At 63.9% G+C, this 22,724-nt stretch carries 24 protein-coding genes; 15 read left to right on the top strand and 9 right to left on the bottom strand.

Going from position 1 to position 22,724, the window contains the following annotated elements; all coding sequences use genetic code 11:
• Positions 1-1,883: DNA translocase FtsK 4TM domain-containing protein (locus AB4Y97_RS09050; protein ID WP_441998699.1), on the bottom strand; the 1,883-nt coding region annotated here is incomplete at its 3' end.
• A 374-nt stretch (positions 1,884-2,257) separates the two neighbouring features.
• Here AB4Y97_RS09050 and AB4Y97_RS09045 point away from each other — a divergent pair.
• Genes AB4Y97_RS09045 through AB4Y97_RS09035 form a run of 3 tightly spaced genes read left to right on the top strand, consistent with a single transcriptional unit; the run spans position 2,258 to position 4,265 of the window.
• Positions 2,258-2,641, top strand: a complete 384-nt coding sequence (locus tag AB4Y97_RS09045; protein WP_441998698.1) for a hypothetical protein — start codon at positions 2,258-2,260, stop codon at positions 2,639-2,641.
• A gap of 45 nt (positions 2,642-2,686) precedes the next feature.
• Positions 2,687-3,646, top strand: a complete 960-nt coding sequence (locus AB4Y97_RS09040; RefSeq protein WP_441998697.1) for a DUF1775 domain-containing protein — start codon at positions 2,687-2,689, stop codon at positions 3,644-3,646.
• 22 nt (positions 3,647-3,668) lie between these two features.
• The gene (locus AB4Y97_RS09035) at positions 3,669-4,265 is read left to right on the top strand and encodes an SCO family protein (protein WP_441998696.1); all 597 of its coding nucleotides are present in this window, start codon (positions 3,669-3,671) and stop codon (positions 4,263-4,265) included.
• Between the two features lie 135 nt (positions 4,266-4,400).
• On the opposite strand, the gene AB4Y97_RS09030 is transcribed toward AB4Y97_RS09035, so the two are convergent.
• Entirely contained in the window at positions 4,401-5,735 is a 1,335-nt protein-coding gene (locus tag AB4Y97_RS09030; RefSeq protein WP_441998695.1) for an ammonium transporter, read from the bottom strand.
• 36 nt (positions 5,736-5,771) lie between these two features.
• Complete coding sequence (locus AB4Y97_RS09025; protein WP_441998694.1) at positions 5,772-6,110, bottom strand: P-II family nitrogen regulator; 339 nt, start codon at positions 6,108-6,110, stop codon at positions 5,772-5,774.
• A gap of 361 nt (positions 6,111-6,471) precedes the next feature.
• Between AB4Y97_RS09025 and AB4Y97_RS09020 the strand changes: the two genes are divergently transcribed.
• Positions 6,472-7,452: a catalase family peroxidase gene (locus AB4Y97_RS09020; protein ID WP_441998693.1), complete on the top strand. Its 981-nt coding sequence runs from the start codon at positions 6,472-6,474 to the stop codon at positions 7,450-7,452.
• Positions 7,453-7,470: 18 nt separating this feature from the next.
• On the opposite strand, the gene tesB is transcribed toward AB4Y97_RS09020, so the two are convergent.
• Positions 7,471-8,331: an acyl-CoA thioesterase II gene (tesB, locus tag AB4Y97_RS09015; RefSeq protein ID WP_441998692.1), complete on the bottom strand. Its 861-nt coding sequence runs from the start codon at positions 8,329-8,331 to the stop codon at positions 7,471-7,473.
• A gap of 303 nt (positions 8,332-8,634) precedes the next feature.
• Between tesB and AB4Y97_RS09010 the strand changes: the two genes are divergently transcribed.
• The 4 genes from AB4Y97_RS09010 to AB4Y97_RS08995 all read left to right on the top strand — a co-directional run bounded on the left by AB4Y97_RS09010 (position 8,635) and on the right by AB4Y97_RS08995 (position 11,303).
• Positions 8,635-9,888, top strand: a complete 1,254-nt coding sequence (locus AB4Y97_RS09010) for a ubiquinone biosynthesis hydroxylase (protein WP_441998691.1) — start codon at positions 8,635-8,637, stop codon at positions 9,886-9,888.
• A gap of 129 nt (positions 9,889-10,017) precedes the next feature.
• The gene (locus AB4Y97_RS09005; protein ID WP_441998690.1) at positions 10,018-10,224 is read left to right on the top strand and encodes a hypothetical protein; all 207 of its coding nucleotides are present in this window, start codon (positions 10,018-10,020) and stop codon (positions 10,222-10,224) included.
• On the top strand, positions 10,221-10,568 hold the full coding sequence (locus AB4Y97_RS09000; protein WP_441998689.1) for a hypothetical protein: 348 nt from the start codon (positions 10,221-10,223) through the stop codon (positions 10,566-10,568). The genes AB4Y97_RS09005 and AB4Y97_RS09000 overlap by 4 nt, the downstream gene beginning before the upstream one ends.
• A 39-nt stretch (positions 10,569-10,607) precedes the next feature.
• A complete protein-coding gene (locus tag AB4Y97_RS08995) occupies positions 10,608-11,303 on the top strand; it encodes an NADPH-dependent F420 reductase (RefSeq protein WP_441998688.1) in 696 nt (231 codons plus the stop codon).
• Between the two features lie 132 nt (positions 11,304-11,435).
• Here the strand turns inward: AB4Y97_RS08995 and ppa are convergent, their stop codons facing one another.
• On the bottom strand, positions 11,436-11,969 hold the full coding sequence (ppa, locus tag AB4Y97_RS08990; protein WP_441998706.1) for an inorganic diphosphatase: 534 nt from the start codon (positions 11,967-11,969) through the stop codon (positions 11,436-11,438).
• A 135-nt stretch (positions 11,970-12,104) separates the two neighbouring features.
• Positions 12,105-12,611 (bottom strand): GNAT family N-acetyltransferase, encoded by a 507-nt coding sequence (locus AB4Y97_RS08985; protein WP_441998687.1) that lies wholly within the window; start codon positions 12,609-12,611, stop codon positions 12,105-12,107.
• Between the two features lie 276 nt (positions 12,612-12,887).
• Between AB4Y97_RS08985 and AB4Y97_RS08980 the strand changes: the two genes are divergently transcribed.
• A complete protein-coding gene (locus tag AB4Y97_RS08980; RefSeq protein ID WP_441998686.1) occupies positions 12,888-14,300 on the top strand; it encodes a hypothetical protein in 1,413 nt (470 codons plus the stop codon).
• 83 nt (positions 14,301-14,383) lie between these two features.
• Here AB4Y97_RS08980 and acnA read toward each other — a convergent pair whose 3' ends face one another.
• Positions 14,384-17,089: an aconitate hydratase AcnA gene (acnA, locus tag AB4Y97_RS08975; protein ID WP_441998685.1), complete on the bottom strand. Its 2,706-nt coding sequence runs from the start codon at positions 17,087-17,089 to the stop codon at positions 14,384-14,386.
• A 219-nt stretch (positions 17,090-17,308) separates the two neighbouring features.
• Between acnA and ccmA the strand changes: the two genes are divergently transcribed.
• Positions 17,309-17,986 (top strand): heme ABC exporter ATP-binding protein CcmA, encoded by a 678-nt coding sequence (ccmA, locus tag AB4Y97_RS08970; protein WP_441998684.1) that lies wholly within the window; start codon positions 17,309-17,311, stop codon positions 17,984-17,986.
• The gene (gene ccmB / locus AB4Y97_RS08965) at positions 17,983-18,651 is read left to right on the top strand and encodes a heme exporter protein CcmB (protein WP_441998683.1); all 669 of its coding nucleotides are present in this window, start codon (positions 17,983-17,985) and stop codon (positions 18,649-18,651) included. The genes ccmA and ccmB overlap by 4 nt, the downstream gene beginning before the upstream one ends.
• Before the next feature lie 22 nt (positions 18,652-18,673).
• Here the strand turns inward: ccmB and AB4Y97_RS08960 are convergent, their stop codons facing one another.
• Complete coding sequence (locus AB4Y97_RS08960; protein ID WP_441998682.1) at positions 18,674-19,666, bottom strand: M23 family metallopeptidase; 993 nt, start codon at positions 19,664-19,666, stop codon at positions 18,674-18,676.
• 245 nt (positions 19,667-19,911) lie between these two features.
• Between AB4Y97_RS08960 and AB4Y97_RS08955 the strand changes: the two genes are divergently transcribed.
• Genes AB4Y97_RS08955 through AB4Y97_RS08940 form a run of 4 tightly spaced genes read left to right on the top strand, consistent with a single transcriptional unit; the run spans position 19,912 to position 21,953 of the window.
• Positions 19,912-20,652: a heme ABC transporter permease gene (locus AB4Y97_RS08955; protein WP_441998681.1), complete on the top strand. Its 741-nt coding sequence runs from the start codon at positions 19,912-19,914 to the stop codon at positions 20,650-20,652.
• A complete protein-coding gene (ccmD, locus tag AB4Y97_RS08950; RefSeq protein WP_441998680.1) occupies positions 20,649-20,813 on the top strand; it encodes a heme exporter protein CcmD in 165 nt (54 codons plus the stop codon). Before AB4Y97_RS08955 ends, ccmD begins: the two co-directional genes overlap by 4 nt.
• Positions 20,806-21,384, top strand: coding sequence for a DsbE family thiol:disulfide interchange protein (locus AB4Y97_RS08945; RefSeq protein ID WP_441998679.1), 579 nt, complete (start codon positions 20,806-20,808; stop codon positions 21,382-21,384). The genes ccmD and AB4Y97_RS08945 overlap by 8 nt, the downstream gene beginning before the upstream one ends.
• A gap of 38 nt (positions 21,385-21,422) precedes the next feature.
• Positions 21,423-21,953 carry a hypothetical protein gene (locus AB4Y97_RS08940; protein ID WP_441998678.1) on the top strand — a complete coding sequence of 177 codons (531 nt, stop codon included), beginning with the start codon at positions 21,423-21,425 and terminating at the stop codon, positions 21,951-21,953.
• A gap of 102 nt (positions 21,954-22,055) precedes the next feature.
• Here the strand turns inward: AB4Y97_RS08940 and AB4Y97_RS08935 are convergent, their stop codons facing one another.
• Positions 22,056-22,535 (bottom strand): YaiI/YqxD family protein, encoded by a 480-nt coding sequence (locus AB4Y97_RS08935; protein ID WP_441998677.1) that lies wholly within the window; start codon positions 22,533-22,535, stop codon positions 22,056-22,058.
• Positions 22,536-22,724: the final 189 nt, after the last annotated feature.

Genomic DNA, 22,724 nt, shown 5'->3' with positions numbered 1-22,724 from the left:
GTCTCGCGGTCGAAGCCGGTCTGCACCGTGCGGGTGATGACCTCGCCCTTGGCTTTCGCTTCCGAGACGCGGGCGTTGAAGCCGTCGATGTTGCGCACGCCGAGCTTCGACATCTTCTTGTAGCGGTCCTCCATCTCCCGCACCGCCCATTTGAGCGCCACCACGGCCTTTTTCGGGTCGGTGACGACGGGGGTGAGCAGATGCGGGATGCCGTCATAGACCGACAGTTCCAGCATCTTCGGATCGACCATGATCAGCCGGCATTCCTCGGGTTTGAGCCGGTAGACCAGCGACAGGATCATGGTGTTGATGGCGACCGACTTGCCCGAGCCGGTGGTGCCGGCGACAAGCAGGTGCGGCATGCGGGCGAGATCCGCGATCACCGGCTCGCCGCCGATGGTCTTGCCGAGGCAGAGCGCGAGTTTCTGCTTGGTCGATTCGAAGTCCTGGCTCGCCAAGAGTTCGCGCAGGAACACGGTCTCGCGCTTGTGGTTGGGCAATTCGATGCCGATGGCGTTGCGGCCCTGCACCACCGCGACGCGGGCCGAGACTGCGCTCATCGAGCGGGCGATGTCATCGGCGAGCGAGATCACGCGCGAGGATTTCGTGCCCGGCGCAGGCTCAAGTTCATAGAGCGTCACGACGGGGCCGGGGCGCACATTGATGATCTCGCCCTTGACGCCGAAATCCTCCAGCGTGCCTTCGAGAAGATTGGCGTTCTGCTCGAGCGCATCCGCCGAGACGGTGGGTGTCGACGGCTTCTTCGGCTCGGCAAGCAGGTTCAGGGCCGGAAGCTGGTAATTGCCCTCGTCGAGGAAGGAGGGCTGCGCTTCGCGGACCATACGCTTGCCGGGCTTCGGCGCGGCGGGCACCGGGGCCACCCGCGACGGAGCGGCCTCGGGCATGGACACGCGGGAGCCTGCGGGGGGCGGCGCGATATCGTCCTCCCAGCCTTCCTCATCCTCGTCATGCAGCGGCGCGGAGGCGGGCGCGGGCCTCGCCCGCCCGGGCGCGTCGTCGAGAATCGGTTCGCGCCGGGTCCAGATCGCTTCCGGGGCGCCGCGCCGCGTCGCGCCGCCCGCCATGGCGGGCTCCAGATCGTCCTCGGCATCCGCGCGCCGCTCCGACCAGCGCCGTGCGGCGCTGCGCAGGCTCATCACCCCATGGGCAAGCGCGCCGAGGGACACGATGCCCCAGCCGGGCTCGTCCTGGCCGGGCTCCTCCTGATCCTCCCACTCGGCCGCCTTCTTGCGGCCGCGCTTCGGTTCGACAGGCTCGTCGAAATCGTCCAGCTCCTCGCGATGACGCCCTTCCGACAGGCCGAGACCGCAGGCGGCGCTCAAGGCAAGGATCGCGATTCCCGCGAAAACGAAGCCGAGAATCGCGCTGGCCGAGCCGCTGGACAGGCCGGTCACCGCCTTCGCGCCGGCCAGGATCGCATCGCCGACCACGCCGCCGAGGCCCGTCGGCAGGGGCCAGCGGTCGGTGGCGGGCAGGGCGCTGGCGAGCGCGGTGGCGGCGCCCGCGCCGAGAATCCAGAGGGCGAAGCGCAATTGCCCCCGGCCGAGATGGCCGGATTTCATGAGGCGCCAGCCCCACAAAGCGAGCGGCAGCAGGGCGGCGATGGAGCCCAATCCCAAGAGCTGCATGAACAGGTCGGCCACGATGGCGCCGGGCCAGCCGAGCACGTTGCGGATGGCGGCATCGGTGGCGTTGTTGAGGCTCGGATCGTCCACCGACCAGGTGGCGAGCGACGCGGCGATCGTTCCCGCAAGGGCGAGCAGGCACAGGCCGATCAGTTCCTGCGCCCGGCGGGCGACGAAAGCCCGCAAGGCGCTGGAGAGACCGTCATAGGCTGATGAAGAGCGGCGTGCCGTGCGCATCGAAGAACTCAGGATCAAATATCGGATTCAACAATTCGAGCCGCGACATTAGGGGGATCGGGTTAAGGGTCCTTTAACCCTAAACGCCTGCCCGAAGAGAATGCCCGGGCCTTGGAGGCATCCCTTGTCACCCCGGCGCGCGGAGCGCAGCGCGGGAAGGAAGCGCACCCCCCGCAGCCTCATCCTGAGGAGCAGCCTTCAGGCTGCGTCTCGAAGGATCAGGCGTCTCCAGAGTTCTCTGGATCCTCCTTCAAGACGCGGCTTCGCCGCTCCTCAGGATGAGGGCGGAGGGTGAGGTGAGGGAAGCCAACGATCTTTCGGGAAAGCCTTTTGCCCCGTTGACGCGGAGCGCGTGAGAGACCAGGGTCCGCCCCATGACGAGCAGGGCATTCCTCACGCGATGGCAGCGGGCCGCGATCACGGTCGCGATCTCCTATGCCCTGATCCTGCAGGCCGTGCTGTTCTCCCTCGGCGGCGCACTCCATGCGCAGGCCGCCGGGCTGCCGCAGGAGATCATCTGCACGCAAGGAGCGGGCGCCGATTCGTCCCGCGCTCCGGCGAAGCCCCACGCGGCCCTGTGCTGCATCTTAAGCTGCGGCGTCTCGGCCCCGCCGGCCGGTCCGGTTCCTGTCCTCGCCCATATCGCGCAGCCGGTCTCCGTTCAGGTCGCCAACGGCTTCCTCGCGGCCAAGCCGTTCCTGCGCCTTGCCTCCGCCGTTCTGCCTGTCGGGTCGCGCGCGCCGCCGCGCCTGGGTTGATCGTTTTTTCGAAAACCTTCTCAACTCGACCACAGGACTATTCTCATGAAGCTGTCACTTTCCGCCGGCGCGCTGGTCGCGGCCGCGTTCGCCCTCCATGCTTCCTCCGCCTCGGCCCATGTCACCTTCGAGACGGCGCAGGCGACCCCGAATTCCACCTACAAGGCCGTTCTCCGCATTCCCCATGGCTGCGATGGGCAGCCGACCCTCAAGGTCCGCGTCCGGATTCCCGAGGGCGTCATCGCCGTCAAGCCGATGCCGAAGGCAGGCTGGTCGCTGGACACCGCGAAGGGCACCTATGCCCGGTCCTATTCCCTTTCCGGTGAGCCTGTTGCCGAGGGCGTGAGGGAGATCGTCTGGACGGGCTCCCTGGACGATGCCTTCTACGACGAATTCGTCTTCCAGGCCCGTTTCACCGATGCTTTCCAGCCCGGCGCGACGGTCTATTTTCCGGTCGTGCAGACCTGCGGCAACGGATCGGAGCAATGGACGCAAGTGCCCAATGCTGGCCAGGACGCTCATTCCCTGAAATCGCCAGCACCCGGCGTGAAGATCGCCGCCGCATCGGGCGCGCCGGCCGCGATCAAGGCGGGCAACCTGACGATCGAGCAGCCCTGGTCGCGGGCAACGCCCGGCGGCGCCAAGGTCGGCGGCGGCTATGTCCGCATCACCAATACGGGCAAGGAGCCGGACCGGCTGATCGGCGGATCGTTCCCGCCCGCGGAAAAGGTCGAGCTGCACGAGATGGCGATGACCGACAATGTCATGCGCATGAAGCCGGTGGAGGGCGGGCTCGAGATCAAGCCGGGCGCCACGGTCGAATTGAAGCCGGGCGGCTACCACCTCATGTTCATGAATCTGAAGGAACCCCTGAAGGACGGCCAGACCATCAAGGGCACGCTCGTCTTCGAGAAGGCCGGGCCGGTCGAGGTCGAATACGCGGTTCGCGGCATGGGCGGCCAGATGGGCGGCCAGGATTCCGCTCCGATGGAACACAAGCACTGAGCGCGGGCAGAGGAGACAGGCCATGATTCTGAGGAGATCGCTTCTTCTGCCGCTGTCCGTCTTTCTGGCGGCGGCGCTCGCGCTTCTCGCGACCCTGCTTCTGCTCGTGCCAGAGCCGAAGCAGAACGCGTCGCGGGTGCCGATCGGCGGCCCGTTCACGCTGACCACGCAGGAGGGCAAGCCCTTCTCCAGCGACAGCCTGAAGGGCAAGCCCTTCGCACTCTTCTTCGGCTTCACCCATTGCCCGGAGGTCTGCCCGACCACGCTCTACGATCTGACGCAGGATCTGAGTGCGATGGGCAAGGACGCCGACAGGCTGAACGTGGTGTTCGTCACCGTCGATCCGGCCCAGGACACGCCGGAATTGATGAAGGCCTATCTCTCGTCCTTCGATCCGCGCATCATCGGTTTGACCGGGACGGAGGATGAGATCGCCGCTGCCGCCAGGGCCTACAAGGTCTATTACAAGAAGGTTCCGACCGAATCCGGCTACACCATGGACCATACGGCGACGATCTTCCTGATGGACGGCAAAGGCGACTTCTTCGGCTCGTCGAACTTCCAGGAGCCGCAGGAGACGCGGCGCACGAAGCTGAAGAACTTGGTGAGGAACGGGTGATGCTCCACCGTCATTCCGGGGCTGCGCCTTCGGCGCGAACCCGGAATGACAGGGTGTTGGAACGAGAAAGCCCCGGCCTTTCGACCGGGGCTTTTCCCATTTGAGCCTCTGGACGGCTTCGTTTTGTTGGAGTGTTCAGTAATTGTAGGCACGCTCGCCGTGATCGGCGAGATCGAGGCCCTCGCGCTCGGCTTCGTAGGTGGCGCGCAGGCCGATGACGGCGTCGACGATCTTGTAGAGGACGAACGAGCCGATGCCGGTCCATAGCAGCGTCACCACCACGGCGATCACTTGCGTCCAGACCTGTCCGGCGATCGTGTATTCCCCGAGGCCGTAGCCGCCGAGCGAGGGGGCGGCGACGATGCCGGTGCCGATGGCGCCGACGATGCCGCCGACGCCGTGGATGCCGAACACGTCGAGGGCGTCGTCATAGCCCAGCGCGTTCTTCACACCGGTGACGGCGAAGTAGCAGACCGCGCCTGCCACGAGGCCGAGCACGATGGAGCCCATCGGGCCCGCGAGACCCGCGGCGGGCGTGATGGCGACGAGGCCCGCGACCGCGCCCGAGGCGATGCCCAGCAGCGAGGCCTTGCCCTTGCCGAAGGCTTCCGCCGTCATCCACGAGAGGCCCGCCGCCGCCGGCGCCACGATGGTATTGAGGAGCGCCAGCGCCGCGCCGCCATTGGCCTCGAGATTCGAGCCGGCATTGAAGCCGAACCAGCCGACCCACAGAAGGCAGGCGCCGACGAAGGTGAGCGTCAGGGAGTGCGGGGCGAGCAGATCGCGGCCATAGCCGATGCGCTTGCCCACGAGCAGCGCGCCGATGAGACCTGCAACACCCGAGTTGATGTGCACCACCGTGCCGCCCGCGAAGTCGAGCGCGCCGAGCTTGAAGAGGAAGCCTTCCGAGAACCACACCATGTGCGCGATGGGGAAATAGACGAAGGTGACCCATAGGCCGGTGAACAGCATCACCGCGCTGAACTTGATGCGCTCGGCGAAGGCGCCGACGATCAGGGCGGGCGTGATGGCCGCGAAGGTGAGCTGGAACGCAAGGAACGAGAATTCCGGGATCGCCACGCCCTTGGTGAAGGTATCGGCGGTGGAATCCGTGGTCACGCCGGCGAGAAAAGCCTTGGAGAAGCCGCCGATGAAGGCGCCGAGGCTGCCGGGTCCGGCGGTGAAGGCGAGCGAGTAGCCGTAGAACACCCACAGGATCGCGACGAGGCTGAACACCGAGAAGACCTGCATGAGCAGGGACAGCATGTTCTTGGTGCGGACCAGCCCGCCATAGAACAGGGCAAGGCCTGGGATCGTCATCAGGATCACGAGGATTGTCGAGACGAGCATCCAGGCGGTATCGCCCTTGGCGACGGTCGGGGCGGCGTCCTGCGCCAGGGCCGGATCGAGAGCGGCGAGAAAAAGCCCGATCCCTCCGAGGGTGGGTGCGAAAATGCGACGAGGATTCATCGGATCAAACTCCGGAAGAAGGGAAGGGAGGGAGCGTCAGAGCGCATCGGCATCGGCCTCGCCGGTACGGATGCGAACCGCCTTCTCGAGGGGGACGACGAAGATCTTGCCGTCGCCGATCTGGCCGGTGCGGGCCGCCGCCGTGATCGCCTCGATCACCTTCGGCACGATCTCGGTGGGCACCGCCACTTCGATCTTCAGCTTGGGCAGGAAGCTCACGGCATATTCGGCGCCGCGATAGATTTCGGTATGGCCCTTCTGCCGCCCATAGCCTTTCACTTCGGTCACGGTGAGGCCGTGCACGCCGAGCGAAGTGAGCGCATCGCGCACCTCCTCCAGCTTGAACGGCTTGATGACCGCCATCACGATTTTCATGGGTGAAGCCCCTCTGAGACATTCGCCCGACCAGGCCGTAAAGCCCGTTCAGGAGACGATTTCCATGCGAACCCGACCTTTCGGTGGGTGTCGCGGAAGGAGTAAGCAAAAATCGTGCCAGTCTTTATCGGGCCGGGTTCGTCGGATGCTGCTTACGGAACGGGCATGCGAAAAAGCTGGCCTCACCCGAATTGCCTAAAAATTGAGCAGATGGGTGAGGGAAGGCCTCACTGGAGAGGATCGGGGCCTTCGGACGGCCCGGCCAAGTCCGCCGGAGCCTCGTTGCCAACCGGATTCAAAAGGCAGACCATGCCTTGCGCCACAGGCATGCGGCCGACCGTGCAAACAGCAGGAGGCTCCCATGAAGGCAGACAGGCTTCTGATCATGCTGGCCATGCTCGGCATCGCGTCGCCCGCCTTCGTCCGGGCGGAGGATCAGCCCATCGAGGTCCAGGTCGTGGATGCGATGAACAAGCTGTTCGGCACCCATCCGGGGTTCCGCGCCAATCACGCCAAGGGCGTGGTGGTCGAGGGGCGGTTCAAGGCGTCGCCCGAGGCGGTGGTGCTGAGCAGGGCCATCCTGTTCGACGGCAGCGAGATCCCGGTGACGGTGCGCTTCTCGGACGGGAGCGGGATTCCGGATGTGCCGGACGGTTCCGCCGCCGCCAATCCGCATGGCATGGCGATCAAGTATCACCTGCCTGACGGCAGCGACACGGATATGGTCATCAACTCTCTCAGGTTCTTCCCGGTCTCCACCGTGGCCGAGTTCCGCGACTTGCTGCTGGCGCAGGCCGCGAGCCCGCCGGATGCCCCCAAGCCGACGAAGCTCGAACAGTTCATCGCCGACCACCCGGCCGTGTCGGCCGCCGCGGCGACGGCGGCGACGCCGGACAGCTTCGCCGATGAGGAATACAACGGCATCAATGCGTTCATCTTGGTCAACAAGGCAGGTGAGAGGCAGGCCGTGCGCTACCTGATGGAGCCTGAGCGCGTGGTTCATCTGAACGCGGCCGAGGCGGAGAAAAGGACGCCGGACTTTCTGATCAACGAGCTACCGGAGCGTCTGGCGCGCGGGCCGGTGACGTTTCATCTCAACGCGCGTCTTGCCGCTTCCGGCGATCCCACCTCGGACCCGTCCCGTCCCTGGCCGGAGGACCGCAGGGTGGTGGAGCTCGGCGTCCTGACGCTGGACAAAGCCGTGGCGAACAGCGCGGAGGCACAGAAGCAGCTCCTGTTCCTGCCGGGCCAGCTCACCGACGGCATCGAGCCATCCGACGATCCGATGATCGGCCTGCGCGATGCGGCCTATGCCGTGTCGTTCTCCCGGCGCAGCCCATGAGCGGTGGGTAATTGCCGGCTATCCCCTGCGGTCGCGGATCAGGCCTTCCTGCGCGACGGAGGCGACCAGGGTGCCGTCCTGCCTGAAGATCAGGCCGCGTGAAAAACCCCTTGCGCCGGAGGCGCTGGGCGTGTCCTGGGCGTAGAGCAGCCATTCGTCGGCCCGAAAGGGGCGGTGGAACCACAGGGCGTGGTCGAGGCTCGCTGCCTGGATGGTCGGGTCGAACACCGTGCGCCCGTGCGGAATGAGCGAGGTGTCGAGCAGCGTCATGTCCGAGGCATAGGCCAGCACGGCCTGATGGACGGCCGGATCGTCCGGCAGACGGCCCGTGGCGCGGATCCAGACATGGAAGGTCGGCGCCCCGGGATCCTGCGACATGTATCGCCGCATCTCCACGGGGCGTATCTCGATGGGACGCTCGCGCTCGAAATAGGTGCGCATCGGCTCCGGCATCTTCTGCAGGAGTTCCGCCTTGACGTCGTCCTCGCTCGGCAATTCGTCGGGCCCCGGCACCTCCGGCATGGGGGCCTGATGCTCAAAACCCTGTTCCTCGACCTGATACGAGGCCGACATGGAGAAGATCGCCTGGCCGTGCTGGATCGCCACTACCCGCCGCGTGGTGAAGCTGCGCCCATCGCGGATGCGGTCGACCTCGTAGATGATCGGAACCTTGGGATCGCCCGGCAGCATGAAATAGCCGTGCAGGGAATGGGGCTGGCGCCCTTCCACCGTGCGGGAGGACGCCACCAGCGCCTGACCGATCACCTGCCCGCCGAAAACCCGCTGCCAGCCCACCTTCGGGCTCTGGCCGCGAAACAGGTTCACCTCGAGGGGCTCGAGGTCGAGGATGCCGAGAAGGTTGGCGACGGCGCTGGACATGGCTTCATGATCCTCTCAAAGAACGCCATCCATCGGAGAGCGGGGGAAGAACGTCAAGCTTGACGCCCGCCGATCGATCGCAGACACCCGCATCGTGCGTGCCCTATAGCATCGTGCGCAAAATCGAATCCGGTTTTGCGCACGATGCGGTTGAACAAAAAAATCTAGAGCGGGAGGCGATTCCGTAAAATCGTCTCCCGCTCTAGATTCCTCCCTGCCGACGGATCGTCGATCATTGAAGACCGCATGATCCTTTCGGCAATCCGGTTCTACTGTGCCGGATCATGCCCTCAGGAGAAACCCATGAGCTTGGAGCGCCCACGCATCGTTATCGCCGGAGGCGGGCTTGCCGGCCTGTCGCTCGCTCTGGCGCTGAAGCAGGCGCTCGATGACAGCGTCGACGTGGTGATGTGCGATCCGGCCCTGAAGCGGGACCCGCACGGGGACAAGCGCGCCTATGCCATCGCCGCGGCGGCGCGGCGCATGCTGGAGGCGTTGAGAGTCTGGGACGCGGTGGCCGACAAGGCGCAAGCCATCCTCGACATGGTGATCACCGACAGCCGCCTGCAGGATCCCGTGCGGCCGACCTTCCTCACCTTCGAAGGGGATGTGGATGCGGGCGAGCCCTTCGCCCATATGGTCGCCGGCGGCGATCTGACCGCAATCCTCGTCGAAGCCTGCAAGGCGGCGGGTGTGTCCTTGAGGACCGCGAGCGTCCAGGGCTTTTCCGCGAATCCGGCGGAAATCGACGTGTCCCTGTCGGAGGAGGGACGGCTACCGGCCTCGCTCCTGGTGGCGGCGGACGGCGCGCGCTCCCGCCTGCGCGAACAGGCGGGGATCAGCTGGATTTCCTGGCCCTATCGCCAATCGGCCATCGTCGCGACCATCCTCCATGAGCGCGATCATGAAGGCCGCGCCGTCGAGCATTTCCTGCCCTCCGGCCCCTTTGCCATCCTGCCGCTCAAGCCCGAGACCCTGGCCGACGGCACGGTGAAGCACCGTTCCTCCATCGTTTGGACCGAGACGAGCGAAGAGGTGCCCCATCTCCTGCAATCCGACCCGGAGGATCTGCTGGCCGAACTCGAACGGCGCTTCGGGCTGCAGCTCGGCCGTCTCTCCTTCGAGACGCGGCCGCAGGCCTTTCCTCTGTCCTTCGGGGTGGCGCGCTCCTTCGTCGCCGAGCGCGTCGCGCTGCTTGGCGACGCTGCTCACGTCATCCATCCCATCGCCGGGCAGGGCCTCAATCTCGGGCTGCACGATGCGGCTTCTCTCGCTGAGATCATCGTCGACGCCATGCGTCTCGGCATGGATCCCGGCAGCGCCGACGTGCTCGAGGATTACGAGCGCGCGCGCCGGGCGGACATCACCGCCATGGGCGTGATGACCGACGGCCTCAACCGTCTCTTCTCCAACGATGTCCTGCCCGTGCGCCTGATCCGCGACTTAGGGCTCGGCCTCGTCGACCGCATGCCAGGCCTGAAACGCTTCTTCATCCGGGAGGCGGCGGGGCTGACGGGGCGAAGCGCTCCGCGCCTGCTCAAGGGTGAAGCGCTGTAGGGTGGTTCCACCGATGTCTCCAAGCTGCCCTTCTGCGAAGTAGACCTTCCGGCTCGCAGAGCTATATCCCTTGAGGTGATGGAGGCATCGGCCTGCCGACCGGCCTCCGCAGACGAGGAGGGCTTCCCCATGGCGGGCCACTCGATCCATATCAAGTTGGATGGAAGAACCTATTCCGGAACCTTCGTGGTCGACAGGAAGATCCTTACGGTCACGACGACCTATGGCAGGAAGGCTACCGAGATAAGCCCGAAGGTCTCGCACCAGATGCTTGCGCATCAACTCCTGGAGGAACTGGTCCGGGAGGAGAAGGCGCGAAAGGGATCGACCCTTTGACCGGTGCGCGCGACCGGGGCCTCTTTCTTCGGCCATGTCTCCGTCATGGGCGGTCCCGCACGGTCCTGACGGTCTTCTCCGTGGGGGCCTGGCTTCTGGGAACGTCGGCGATCAGCGCTCACGACTGGTATCCCGCATGGTGCTGCAGCGACAAGGATTGCCGCCCCCTTTCGGAGGAAAAAGGCGAAACGGTCTCGGAGGCCCCTGACGGCTGGCATTTGTGGGATGGGCGAATTGTCGACCGCCTGTCGGCCAAGCCGTCACCGGACACAAGGTTCCATCTCTGCGAGGAAGCGACGACCAAGGCCATCATCTGCTTCTTCGTGCCGCCCGGGTCGTCGTGAGCGTTGTCGCTCTCGCTTCCCCTTTTGCAGGAGATCGACATGAAGATCGGTATCATCGGCGCAGGCAATATCGGTGGCAACCTCACCCGGCGGCTCACGGCTCTCGGCCACGAAGTCGCCGTCGCCAACTCGCGTGGACCCGAGACGCTCGCCACGCTGGCCGCGGAAACGGGCGCGCGTGCGGTTGCGGTGCCCGAGGCCGTTCGGGGGAAGGATCTGGTCATCGTCACCATTCCGGAGAAAAGCATTCCGGATCTGCCGGCGGATCTGTTCGAGGGAGCGGATGCCGGCACGGTCATCGTGGATACGGGCAATTATTATCCGCAGCAGCGCGACGGTCGCATCGATGGGATCGAGGGCGGTTCGACGGAGAGCCGCTGGGTTTCGCAGCAACTGGGCCGGCCCGTGATCAAGGCCTTCAACACCATCTATGCGCAGCACCTGCTTGAGCGCGGAAAGCCCAAAGGGACGCCTGGGCGCATCGCATTGCCGGTCGCGGGCGACGATCCCGCCGCCAAGGCAATGGTGCTGCGTCTCGTCGACGAACTCGGGTTCGATGCGGTCGATGCCGGCGGGCTGGACGAGTCCTGGCGGCAGCAGCCCGGGACGCCGGTCTACGGCACCGACCTCGATGCCGACGGCGTGAAACGTGCGCTGACCGATGCCAGGAAGGAACGCGCGCCCGAATGGCGCGCCACGCCGAAGAGCCCCGGCTCCTTCACCACCTCCGCCTGACGGCGACGCGGCGTTCCCGGCTGCTCCGGCACGGACGGTCGAGCGGTCATGCGCCGCCTTCTCATGCCGATCATGAAAAATGGCCGGAGAGGGCTCCGGCCATTGACGCTTTCTGGAACGGGAAAGAAGCGCTCAGCCCTTCTTCTTCGCCCGCTCTATGCCCTCGACGATGAGGCGGCGCGCCTCCTCGGCATCGCCCCAGCGGATGATCTTCACCCATTTGCCGGGTTCCAGATCCTTGTAGTGCTGGAAGAAATGCTCGATCTGCTTGAGGGTGATCTCGGGCAGGTCGGTATAGGTCTGCACCCGGTCGTAGCGCTGGGTCAGGCCGGCGGAGGGCACGGCGATGATCTTCTCGTCCTCGCCCGCATTGTCCTCCATCACCAGCACGCCGACGGGGCGCACGTTCATCACCGCGCCGGGAATGATGGCGCGGGTATTGGCCACCAGCACGTCGCAAGGGTCGCCGTCCCCCGAGAGGGTATGCGGGATGAAGCCGTAATTCCCGGGATACCGCATGGCGGTGTAGAGGAAGCGGTCGACGAAGAGCGCGCCGGAATCCTTGTCCATCTCGTATTTGATGGGCTCGCCGCCGAGCGGCACTTCGATGATGACGTTCACGTCATCCGGCGGGTTCTTTCCAATCGGGATCGCGTCAAGGCGCATCAAGCTGTTCTCCGGAACGGGGCTTTAGAGCATGATCCGGGAAACCGGTTCCCACTTTTCCGGACCATGCTCCAAGAAGTTGGACGCTTCCTACCCGGAGAGGGCTCAGGCAACAAGGTATTAGTGCGGGGTAATTTAGTGAAAGAGATACGCGATCTTGGCTAACGTCACCCCGCCGATCCGCTCCTCGACGCGGGCGAAGCGGCGGCCGCCGAGCCGCTCGTAGAAGCCGCAGGCGCGGTCGTTGTCGGCCAGGGCCCAGATGGCGACGCGGTTCATCCCGCGGTCGCGCAGATCGTTGCGGACCGCCTGGAAGAGGCGCCGCCCCAGGCCGATCCCCTGATATTCCGGCAGAAGATAGAACTCGTCGACCTCGCCCTCGGCCGGCAGCGACCGGTCGCGGCAGCGGCCATAGGAGATGTAGCCGGCAATGCCCTGTCCGATGTCCAGAACCGCCAGTGGGCGCCCGCGCGACAGGGTCGAACGCCACCACCGCTCGCCGCGCCGCGCCAGCATCTTCTCCAGCGCGATGCCCGGAATGATGCCGCGATAGGCCTCCCGCCATGCCGAGTCAAAAACCCGGGAGAGAGCTGCGGCGTCCCCGGCCTTGGCATGACGGATACTGACGAGAAGATCGCTCATGGATCAGCTTCATGAAATGAGAGAAGCAAGGGTGAAGCTTCCACGAAATGTGGTTAACGGAGCGTTAACGAGCCCAAGCCCTCAAGCCGTGAAAGCCTGGCTATATAAGCAAAAGGAGGATGCGTGGGGTCCGGCCAAATCGACGCAAGGCGTCTGCGGGATACATTCCCGGAGGGGCGGTAATTTTCATAGGAATTTTAGCAGTAACGATTGATGCAACCCTGATATTACATTACACCAAAGCAATACCACCTTTGGTATTGCCAGGAGAACTGAATGTCGGATTACGTCACCACAAGCGCTGCCCCGAACCAACCTGTTCTGACGGCGAATGCCGTTCTTGAAACGGCAGCCAACGGCACAGAAATCGGCCGCGTCATCGTCTCGGATCCGGATGGAGATGCTCTTGCCGTTTCGCTGGTGGATGCCCTCGGCGATACCGATCTCAACAGTGCCTTCGAACTGATCTACGATTCCGTCGCCAAGAACTACCGGCTCGTGGTGAAGGACCGGACCAAGATCGATTTCGAGACGACCGGCGGCCATCTCGACATCCGCGTCAAGGTGGCCGATGCGACGCAGTCGGTGTTCAAGGCCTTCACCATCAACATCGCCGACGTGAACGAGGCCCCGACCAATATCGCGATCAGCCACCGCAGCGTGAAGGAACACGCGGCGGCAGGCGAGTGGATTGCCGATCTGAGCGGCACAGATCCCGATTCCGGCGACGTTCTTAGCTACACGATCAAGAACGCGGCTTCGAGCCCGTTCGAGATCGTGAAGAACGCCTCCGGCGTGTACCAGCTGCGCGTCCGCGACGGCAGTCTGATCGATTACGCCAGCGACCCCGACAAGAAGATCGACGTGACAGTGATCGTCACTGACAAATACGGCCTGACCCTCGAGAAGACGTTCATGCTCGATATCGAGCGCGTGAATCATGCGCCGACGGATATTCTCCTTGAGAACGGAACCGTTCTCGAACACTCCGCAGTCGATACTGCAGTTGGTCGGCTTTCAACGGTTGATGTTGATCGCGGCGATACGTTCACTTACCGATTGCTCGACGATGCAGGAGGCCGCTTCAAATTGGATGGCAACATCGTTAGGGTAGCGAACGAATTCAAACTGGACTTCGAGCAACAAAGAACGCACCAGATCAAAGTTCTCGCAACGGATTCTGCGGGAGCAACCTTTGAGAAGACCTTTACAATCTCGGTTAGAGATCTCAACGATGAGGTTGTGTTCGGTTCTGCGGGCGACGATTTGATCATGTCGGGCAACGGACATGATCAACTGTATGGTATGGCCGGAAATGACACTCTTGTCAGCGGCCTAGGGATCGATGAGCTGACCGGTGGGACGGGACGAGATGTTTTCGTCTTTAACCTGTTTTCGCGCGAGGGCGAGAATTTCGACATCATCAAGGACTTCGATGTTAATGAAGACAAGATTCATCTCGTAAGAGACGAGTTCATGGCTTTGGAAAGTCTCGGGGTTCTTGACGCAAGCGCGTTTCATATCGGGCTGAGAGCCACAACAGAAAGCCACAGGATCATTTACGACAATCTGAGTGGCGATCTGTATTACGACATCGATGGCGCGGGTGGTGAGGCGGCTGTCCTCATCGCGACTTTCGACTCGGCCATCAAACCGCTTCTTACAAGAGAACACTTCCTCGTCGTCTGATTCAGTAAAAAACTAGCCTCACAACAAAAAAAGCCCGCCCCTCGTTTCCGAGGGGCGGGCTTTTCACTTCAGGCTTGCGCGCTTTAAGCCGCGAGCTGGCGCAGCACGTAGTGCAGGATGCCGCCGTTGCGGAAGTATTCCAGCTCGTCGAGCGTATCGATGCGGCAGACCAGCGGCACCTTCTTCACCGAGCCGTCGGCGGACTTGATTTCCGCTTCCATGCGCTGGCGGGGCTTCAGGTCGCCGGCGAGGCCGTGGATCGTGACGGTCTCGTCGCCCTTGAGGCCGAGCGACTGCCAGGATGTGTCGCCCTCGAACACGAAGGGCACCACGCCCATGCCGACGAGGTTCGAGCGGTGGATGCGCTCGAAGCTCTCCGCGATCACGGCGCGCACGCCGAGCAGGTTCGTGCCCTTCGCCGCCCAGTCGCGGGAGGAGCCGGTGCCGTATTCCTTGCCGGCGAGGACGACCAGCGGCACGCCCTCCTCCTGGTAGCGCATGGCGGCGTCGTAGATGAACATCCGCTCGCCGCTCGGTTGATGGATGGTGTAGCCGCCTTCCACCACGTTGCCGGTCTCGTCCTTCACCATCTGGTTCTTGATGCGGATATTGGCGAAGGTGCCGCGCATCATCACCTCGTGGTTGCCGCGACGGGTGCCGTACTGGTTGAACTCCGACACCGGGACCTGATGCTCGAGCAGGTATTTACCGGCCGGGGAGTTGGCGCGGATATTGCCTGCGGGCGAGATGTGGTCGGTGGTGATCGAGTCGAGGAAAAGGCCGAGGACGCGCGCGTTCACGATATCCGTGACCGGCTTCGGCTCCTTCGTCATGCCCTCGAAATACGGCGGGTTCTGCACATAGGTCGAGCCCATGGTCCACTGGTAGTTCAGGCCCGGCTCCACCGTCACCTTCTTCCAGTTGGCGTCGCCCGTGAACACGTCCGCATAGCGGGACTTGAACAGCTCGCTGCTGATCGTGCGGTCGATGAACTCCTGCACTTCGGCGGAAGACGGCCAGATGTCCTTGAGATAGACCGGCTTGCCGTCCGAGCCCATGCCCAGCGGCTCCGTGGTGAGGTCCACCAGCATGGAGCCGGCAAGCGCATAGGCCACCACGAGGGGCGGGGAGGCGAGGTAGTTCGCCCGCACGTCCGGGTTCACGCGGCCCTCGAAGTTGCGGTTGCCCGAGAGCACCGACACGGCGACGAGGTCGTTGTCGTTGATCGCCTTCGACACGTTCTCCGGCAGCGGGCCGGAATTGCCGATGCAGGTGGTGCAGCCGAAGCCGACGAGGTTGAAGCCGAGCGCATCGAGATCGCCCTGAAGGCCGGCCTTCCTGAAGTATTCCTCGACGATCTGCGATCCGGGCGCGAGCGAGGTCTTCACCCACGGCTTGGTCTTGAGGCCTTTGGCGACCGCGTTGCGGGCGAGGAGCCCTGCGCCGATCATCACGCTCGGGTTGGAGGTGTTGGTGCAGGAGGTGATCGCTGCGATCACCACGTCGCCGTGGCCGAGATCGAAATTGGCGTCTTCGACCTTGACCCGCTTGCCCAGTTCGGCGGCCTTGCGGAACTCCTTCTCCATCGCATTGCGGAAATCGGCGTTGGAGTTGTCGAGTGTAACACGGTCCTGCGGACGCTTCGGGCCGGCAAGGGACGGCACCACGTCGTTGAGGTTGAGCTCGAGCGTGTCGGTGAAGACCGGATCGGGGGTCTCCGCCGTGCGCCACATGCCCTGGTCCTTGGCATAGGCTTCGACGAGGGCGATGCGCTCGTCCGTGCGGCTGGTCGTGCGCAGGTAGTCGATGGTCTTCTGGTCGATGGGGAAGAAGCCGCAGGTCGCGCCGTATTCGGGGGCCATGTTGCCGATGGTGGCGCGGTCGGCCACCGTCATGTCGGTGAGGCCGGGGCCGAAGAATTCCACGAACTTGCCGACCACGCCCTTCTTGCGCAGCATCTGCGTGACGGTGAGCACGAGGTCGGTGGCGGTGACGCCCTCACGGAGCTTGCCGGTGAGCTTGAAGCCGATCACTTCGGGAATCAGCATCGAGACCGGCTGGCCGAGCATGGCGGCCTCCGCCTCGATGCCGCCGACGCCCCAGCCGAGAACGGCGAGGCCGTTCACCATCGTGGTGTGCGAATCGGTGCCGACGAGGGTGTCCGGATAGGCGATATCCGCGCCGCCGGCCACGTCCTTGCGGGTCCAGACCGTCTGGGACAGGAATTCGAGGTTCACCTGGTGGCAGATGCCGGTGCCGGGGGGCACCACGGAAAAGTTCTCGAAGGCCGACTGGCCCCACTTGAGGAAGCGGTAGCGCTCGCCGTTGCGCTGGTATTCCAGCTCCACGTTGCGGTCGAAGGCCTTGGGCGTGCCGAACTCGTCGACGATCACCGAATGGTCGATGACGAGATCGACCGGAACCAGCGGGTTGATCTTGCGCGGGTCGCCGTTGAGGTTCTTCATGGCGTCGCGCATGGCGGCGAGGTCCACCACGGCAGGCACGCCGGTGAAGTCCTGCATCAGGACGCGGGCGGGGCGATAGGCGATTTCAACCTCGGCCTTGCCCTTGTTGACGAGCCATTCGGAAACGGCCTCGATATCCGCCTTCTTGACGGTGCGGCCATCCTCGTAGCGGAGCAGGTTCTCGAGCAGAACCTTCATCGAAAAGGGCAGCTGCGAGATGCCCTTGAGGCCGTTCTTCTCGGCCTCGGCGAGGGAGTAATAGGTATAATTCTTGTCGCCCACCTTGAGGGTCTGGCGAGCGTTAAAGCTGTTTGAGAGCGTCACGGCGAATCCTCGCGTGCATTTGGGTTACGAACGGTTTGTTCGGCCGAAAGCGCGATAAGCGCGCGCCGCTCCGGGGGTGCCCGGACAGGGGAGAAGCGCGCGAAGCGGATTGGACGCCTTGGCGCGCGGCGCAGCCGAGGGTGGTATAGATCATTTCGAACGACCCCGCTACACAGTTTAGAACCATTCTGGGGTGGATTCAGGGCAAGGACGGGCCGCTTGAGACTGATTGTTGAAAACCTCGCCTGCGTCAGGGGTGAGCGAACTTTGTTTCACGACCTGTCGTTTACCTTGGAACGGGGTAGCGGCCTCATTCTCACGGGGCGCAACGGCGTCGGTAAAACGAGTCTTCTGCGAATCCTGGCAGGCCTTCTCCAGCCGGCGGCTGGTCGCATCGTCCAGGAGGGGGGCGATCCCGAAAGAGACCGAGCCGAGCAGGTGCATTTCGTGGGGATCAAGGACGCGCTCAAGCCGAGCATGACCGTGCTCGAGCATGTACGACATTGGTATCAGCTGTTCCAGAGTCCGTGGTTTTTGGATGTGGACCGCGACGGTCCACTGGGTCGGAACTATCGGGAACGCATCCTGCTTTTGGAAATGGGCCTCGAGGAGCAAGCCCATCTGCCCGTCGCGTATCTCTCCGCAGGCCAGCGCCGGAGGCTGGCTCTGACGCGGCTCTACACCTCCCATCGAAAAATCTGGCTTTTGGACGAACCCTTGAACGCGCTGGACGCCATCTCGCGCGAGAATATCCGGGGGCGCCTGACGCATTTCATGGCTCAGGGCGGAATCCTCGTTTTGGCGACCCATGAGCCCATCAAGCTCAGTCACACCCGAATCCTGGAGCTTCGGCGGGACATGACCGACGTCGAGCCTCAAAGCGGGTTCATGCAATGATTCGGACCGCTTGGGCGCTTCTTTCGCGCGATCTTAAGCTTGCCGCGCGGATCGGCGGCTCGGGAATGATGGGGCTCATCTTTTTTTTGGCGATCGTGACGCTGATCCCTTTCGCTTTGGGCCCGGATCTCAACCTGCTCTCGCGGATCGGCCCGGCCATTCTTTGGATTGCCGCGGTGCTCTCCACGCTTATAGGTCTCGACCGGCTCTTTCAGGCAGACGAAGAGGATGGGTCGCTCGATGTCCTGCGCTCCGCTCCGGCACCCCTCGAAGTGGTGGTGATCGCCAAGGTTCTGGCCCATTGGCTCACCACGGGCCTGCCGCTCGCGCTCGCCGCGCCTTTCTTCGGGCTGCTTGTGGCCCTGTCGCCGGACGCCATGCTTGCAATGATCGTGACGCTTCTGGTCGGAACGCCCGCGCTGACCTTCATCGGGGCCATCGGGGCTGCGCTCACCGCGAGTTTGCGGCGAGGCGGGCTGATCCTGGCGATTCTCGTTCTGCCCTTCATGATCCCGACCCTGATCTTCGGCGTGTCGGCGGCCAATGCGGCGGTTGGAGGAACGGTGCCTTTCGCGACCCCGTTCCTGATCCTCGTCGCCCTGTCGCTCATCGCCGCCGTGGTCGGCACGGTGGGCGCGGCGGCGGCCCTGCGGTCGGGGGAGTGAACGCCGCCCCGGAATGACGGTGCTATGGCCGCAAGCTGATCCCAAAAGCCTGCTCGATGGCCGGCTTGCCGTCGCGCATCACCCGGTAGACGGCCCGGTAGAGGCCGGGGCGGAAGCCACCCTCGGGGCGCTTGATGCCGGCGAAGGCCATCCATTGCGCCTTGGCCCTGTCGAGGGGCGGAGCCTTGTTCTGGGCGATCGGCTTGCCGTCCGGATCGAACAGGGTCAGCACCTGCTCGTCGCCTCCCTTCAGGCCGATGGCGCGGACATAGGCGACGAGAGCGGGCGACATGGTGACCGGCGGATCCTTTTCAGCCGCGCCCGATTCGATGGCTTCCATGGTCACGGGGCCGGGGGCGAAGCCCTTGTTGAGAACGCTGCCGGCCGCATAGGCGAGGACCCGGCGCAGGGATTCGTCCCACAGCGACGTGCCGCCGCCGCAGGATTTCTCCGTGGCACCGTAGGCAAAGGGATCGACGACCTTGCCATCCTTGCGAACAGTGAAATGCAGATGCGGGAACTCGGTCATGCCGGAGAGGCCGACCCGCCCGATCCTGTCGCCCGCCTTCACGTTGTCGCCGGGGCGGACCGCAAGGCTGCCCTTGGCCATATGGCAATATTGCGTTTGCCAGCCATCGCCGTGGTCGATGAGGGCGCCGTTGCCGCATTCGGCGTTCTCGACGCTCTCGCGGCCGCGCCCGGCGACGGAAACATCCTCGATCCCGTCGCGGACGCGCAAAACCTTGCCGTCGGCGGCGGCGAGCACGGCTACGCCTGCCTTCTGTGAGGCCATGCTCGGCAGGCGGATATCGGTGCCGCTATGGGCGTCGTAGGTGAGCGTGCCGCATCGATAATCCTGCGCCTCCGGCGAGGGGTCCCGGTCCACATAATGCTGGATGAAGCAGGTGCGGCCGATCTCGCAGGCGACCGGCAGACGAAGGGAAGGGGTCTGCGCCGTGGCTGCGGGAGAAGCCAGGACGGCAAGCGCGAAAAGGCTTGAGGACAAGAGGCGCATGAGCTCTCCGCAACAAAGGTGCAAATCTTATAGAGCACTTTGCATGGCCGATTAAAGGCAGCGTCGGCATGGATGTCATCCCGGACGCCGAAGGCGAGCCGGGATCGCGTGCAGGATGGAGTACTGGAATACCCCCTCTGAGGGAGAGGTGAAGCGGTACCCCTGAACGGCTATGAAGCTTATGTGATCGACTTGCGGCAATCCTCTCGTTGCAGGCGCTGCCTGAGCCCGTTACATCGAAAACCATGATCCGCGATCTCGCCAACCCGACCCGTTTCATGAACTTCAGCGGTCGCCTTCTGCCCTGGCTGGCAGGGGCGGCGGCGCTGCTGTTAGGCGTGGGCCTCTACATGACCTGGTTCACGGCGCCCGCCGATTACCAGCAGGGCGAGACGGTGCGGATCATGTATATCCATGTCCCGGCCGCCTGGCTGTCCCTGTTCTTCTACATGACCATGGCCGCCTCGGCGCTGGGCACCCTGGTCTGGCGCCATCCCCTGGCGGATGTCTCGCAGAAGGCGGCGGCTCCCATCGGGGCCGCCTTCACCTTCATCTGTCTCGTCACCGGCTCGCTCTGGGGCAAGCCCATGTGGGGTACCTACTGGCAATGGGATGCGCGGCTCACCTCCATGCTGGTGATGCTGCTCATCTATCTCGGCATCCTGGCCCTGTGGCGCGCCATCGAGGAGCCGAACCGCGCCGCGCGGGCGGTGTCGATCCTCACCCTCGTGGGCGCGGTCAACGTGCCGATCGTGAAGTTCTCCGTCGATTGGTGGAACACCCTGCATCAGCCGGCTTCCGTGTTCCGCCTCGGCGGGCCGACGATCCATTCCTCCATGCTCGTTCCGCTGCTCGTGATGGCCGTGGGCTTCACCTTGCTCGGGGTGAGCCTGCATCTTGCCGGCATGCGCACCGAAATCCTGCGCCGCCGGGTTCGCACCCTCACCATTCTCGAGGCCGAGCGCCTCGATGCGCAGGCCGCATGAACATGAATTCGCACGCTCTCTTCATCATTGGTGCCTATGCCGTCACGGCCCTGGTCGTGGCAGGGCTGATCCTGCGCGCGGTCGTCGATCATCGCATCCAGCTCCGCGCGCTCGCCGATCTCGAGGCGCGCGGCGTCGGCCGGAGATCACGCCGTGGCTGAGGCGGCGGCTGCACGGCCGCGCCGCCGTCTGATCTTCCTCCTGCCCGTGCTCGTCTTCATCGGGCTCGCGACGATCTTTCTTTTCCGCCTCGGCGGCGGCGATCCTTCGCAAATTCCCTCGGCTCTCATCGGAAGGCCGGTTCCCGCTTTCAAGCTCGAACCTCTTGAGGGGCTTCTGGCGAATGGAAAGCCCGTGCCGGGCTTCTCGAACGAGGATCTGAAGGGCGGGGTCACGGTGGTGAATGTGTGGGCGTCCTGGTGCGCCCCCTGCCGCCAGGAGCACCCGCTCCTCGTGGAACTCGCCAAGGATCCGTCGATCCGGGTGGTGGGCATCAACCAGAAGGACAACCCGGACAATGCCCGCCGCTTCCTCGGCTCGCTGGGCAATCCGTTTTCCGCAGTCGGCACCGATCCGAACGGGCGCGTCTCCATAGACTGGGGCGTCTACGGCGTGCCGGAAACCTTCATCGTCGGCCCGGACGGCACGATCCGCCACAAGCATATCGGGCCCCTGACGCCGGAGAATTTCGAAGGGTTCAGGGAGAAGTTGCGAGTCGTCTCGGAGAGGTAATATTATTTCCGAAATAATATTGCCGAGAGCGACGGCCCTTGTCCGATCACACAGATGACTCTACCGCCAATAGATGGACGACGAGCGAAGTCTATTATCTCTGCCGCTGGCGTACACCGGCTCTGTTTTTGCTGACTGTTGTAGTTCTTGCTGGCCCGATCCTAGTCTTCGCCTGGTATCTCTCCCTCTATCCGGATTGGATGCCCCAGACGCCCGATTTCACAAGAGGAAGGCGCGGATGGGTCGCCGCTCTCTTCGTGTGGATATTCTTCGTTTTATTCATGAAGCTGCCGATCTGGATCAGGCTCTCGTTCCTACTTGGAGCAGGACTCCAAATTATCAGATTGGCGGTTCGGCGCGTCCTTCATGCTTTCGATCAAAAGCCCGACCTCTCAATTGGTCCTGAAGGCATTGGAGGTTTGGACAATTCAGGCTTTCACGTCATTCCCTGGGGCAAGATCGATAGCCTAGTAGCCTATGGTCCCTATATTGTGATTGTCGGTCAAGAATGGGGGGGGGCGGCGTTTTTTTGGCATACTACCTCCACGTCGAAGGCAGATTCTCTTTAGCGAATTCGTGTTCAAAATATCCGAAGCAGAAGTTATGCAAGCCATTCGCTTCTACCGACCGGATATTTCGGTTCAAATAATCACCGTGAATTATCGGTGGTTCTAACCGCCAAACCCCGCCCGCTTGAGCCGCACGACCGCGAGATCAAGCGCGGAGAGAAAGGCTGAACGATCTTTCTGCGAAAACGGTTTCGGCCCGCCGCTCACCTCGCCCATGGCGCGCAGGTCCTCCATCAGGTTGCGGGTGGCGAGCGCCATGCCGATGGAGGCTTCCGTGAAAGGCCTGCCCGTCGGGCCGATCACATCCGCGCCCGCCGTCACGCAGCGATGGGCCAGCGGAATGTCGGCGGTGATCACGACGGCGCCGCGCCGTGCCCGCTCGGCGATCCAGTCATCCGCCGCGTCGAAGCCGTCGCTCACCACGACCCGCTCGATGAGCGGGCTTTGCGGGATCATCATAAAACTGTTCGCTACCACGAAGGCCCTGATCCGATGGCGCTCGGCGACCTTGTAGATCTCGGCTTTGACGGGACAGGCATCGGCATCCACATAGATTTCGATGGCGTGAGGCGTCGCGGTCATGGATCATCGTATCCGTTCATCAATCGGGAGGCCGGCATTGTTCTGCCAGAATCGGGTGACAGGGCCTGCCGCATCGGGCGGTGCCGCCGCGCGATGCGAAAAAGCCTGCTCCACTTTCCATAAGCTCCTGCTCTAACGCGAACAGACGCCCGTGCCCCTCCGCCCCTCTCTCTTGTCTGCCTGGACCTC

It is taken from the genome of Microvirga sp. 2TAF3 (assembly GCF_052114965.1).
Lineage (GTDB): Bacteria > Pseudomonadota > Alphaproteobacteria > Rhizobiales > Beijerinckiaceae > Microvirga.
The sequence above is the reverse complement of the archived record's forward strand: the minus strand, read 5'-3'. Positions and strand labels throughout refer to the sequence as shown.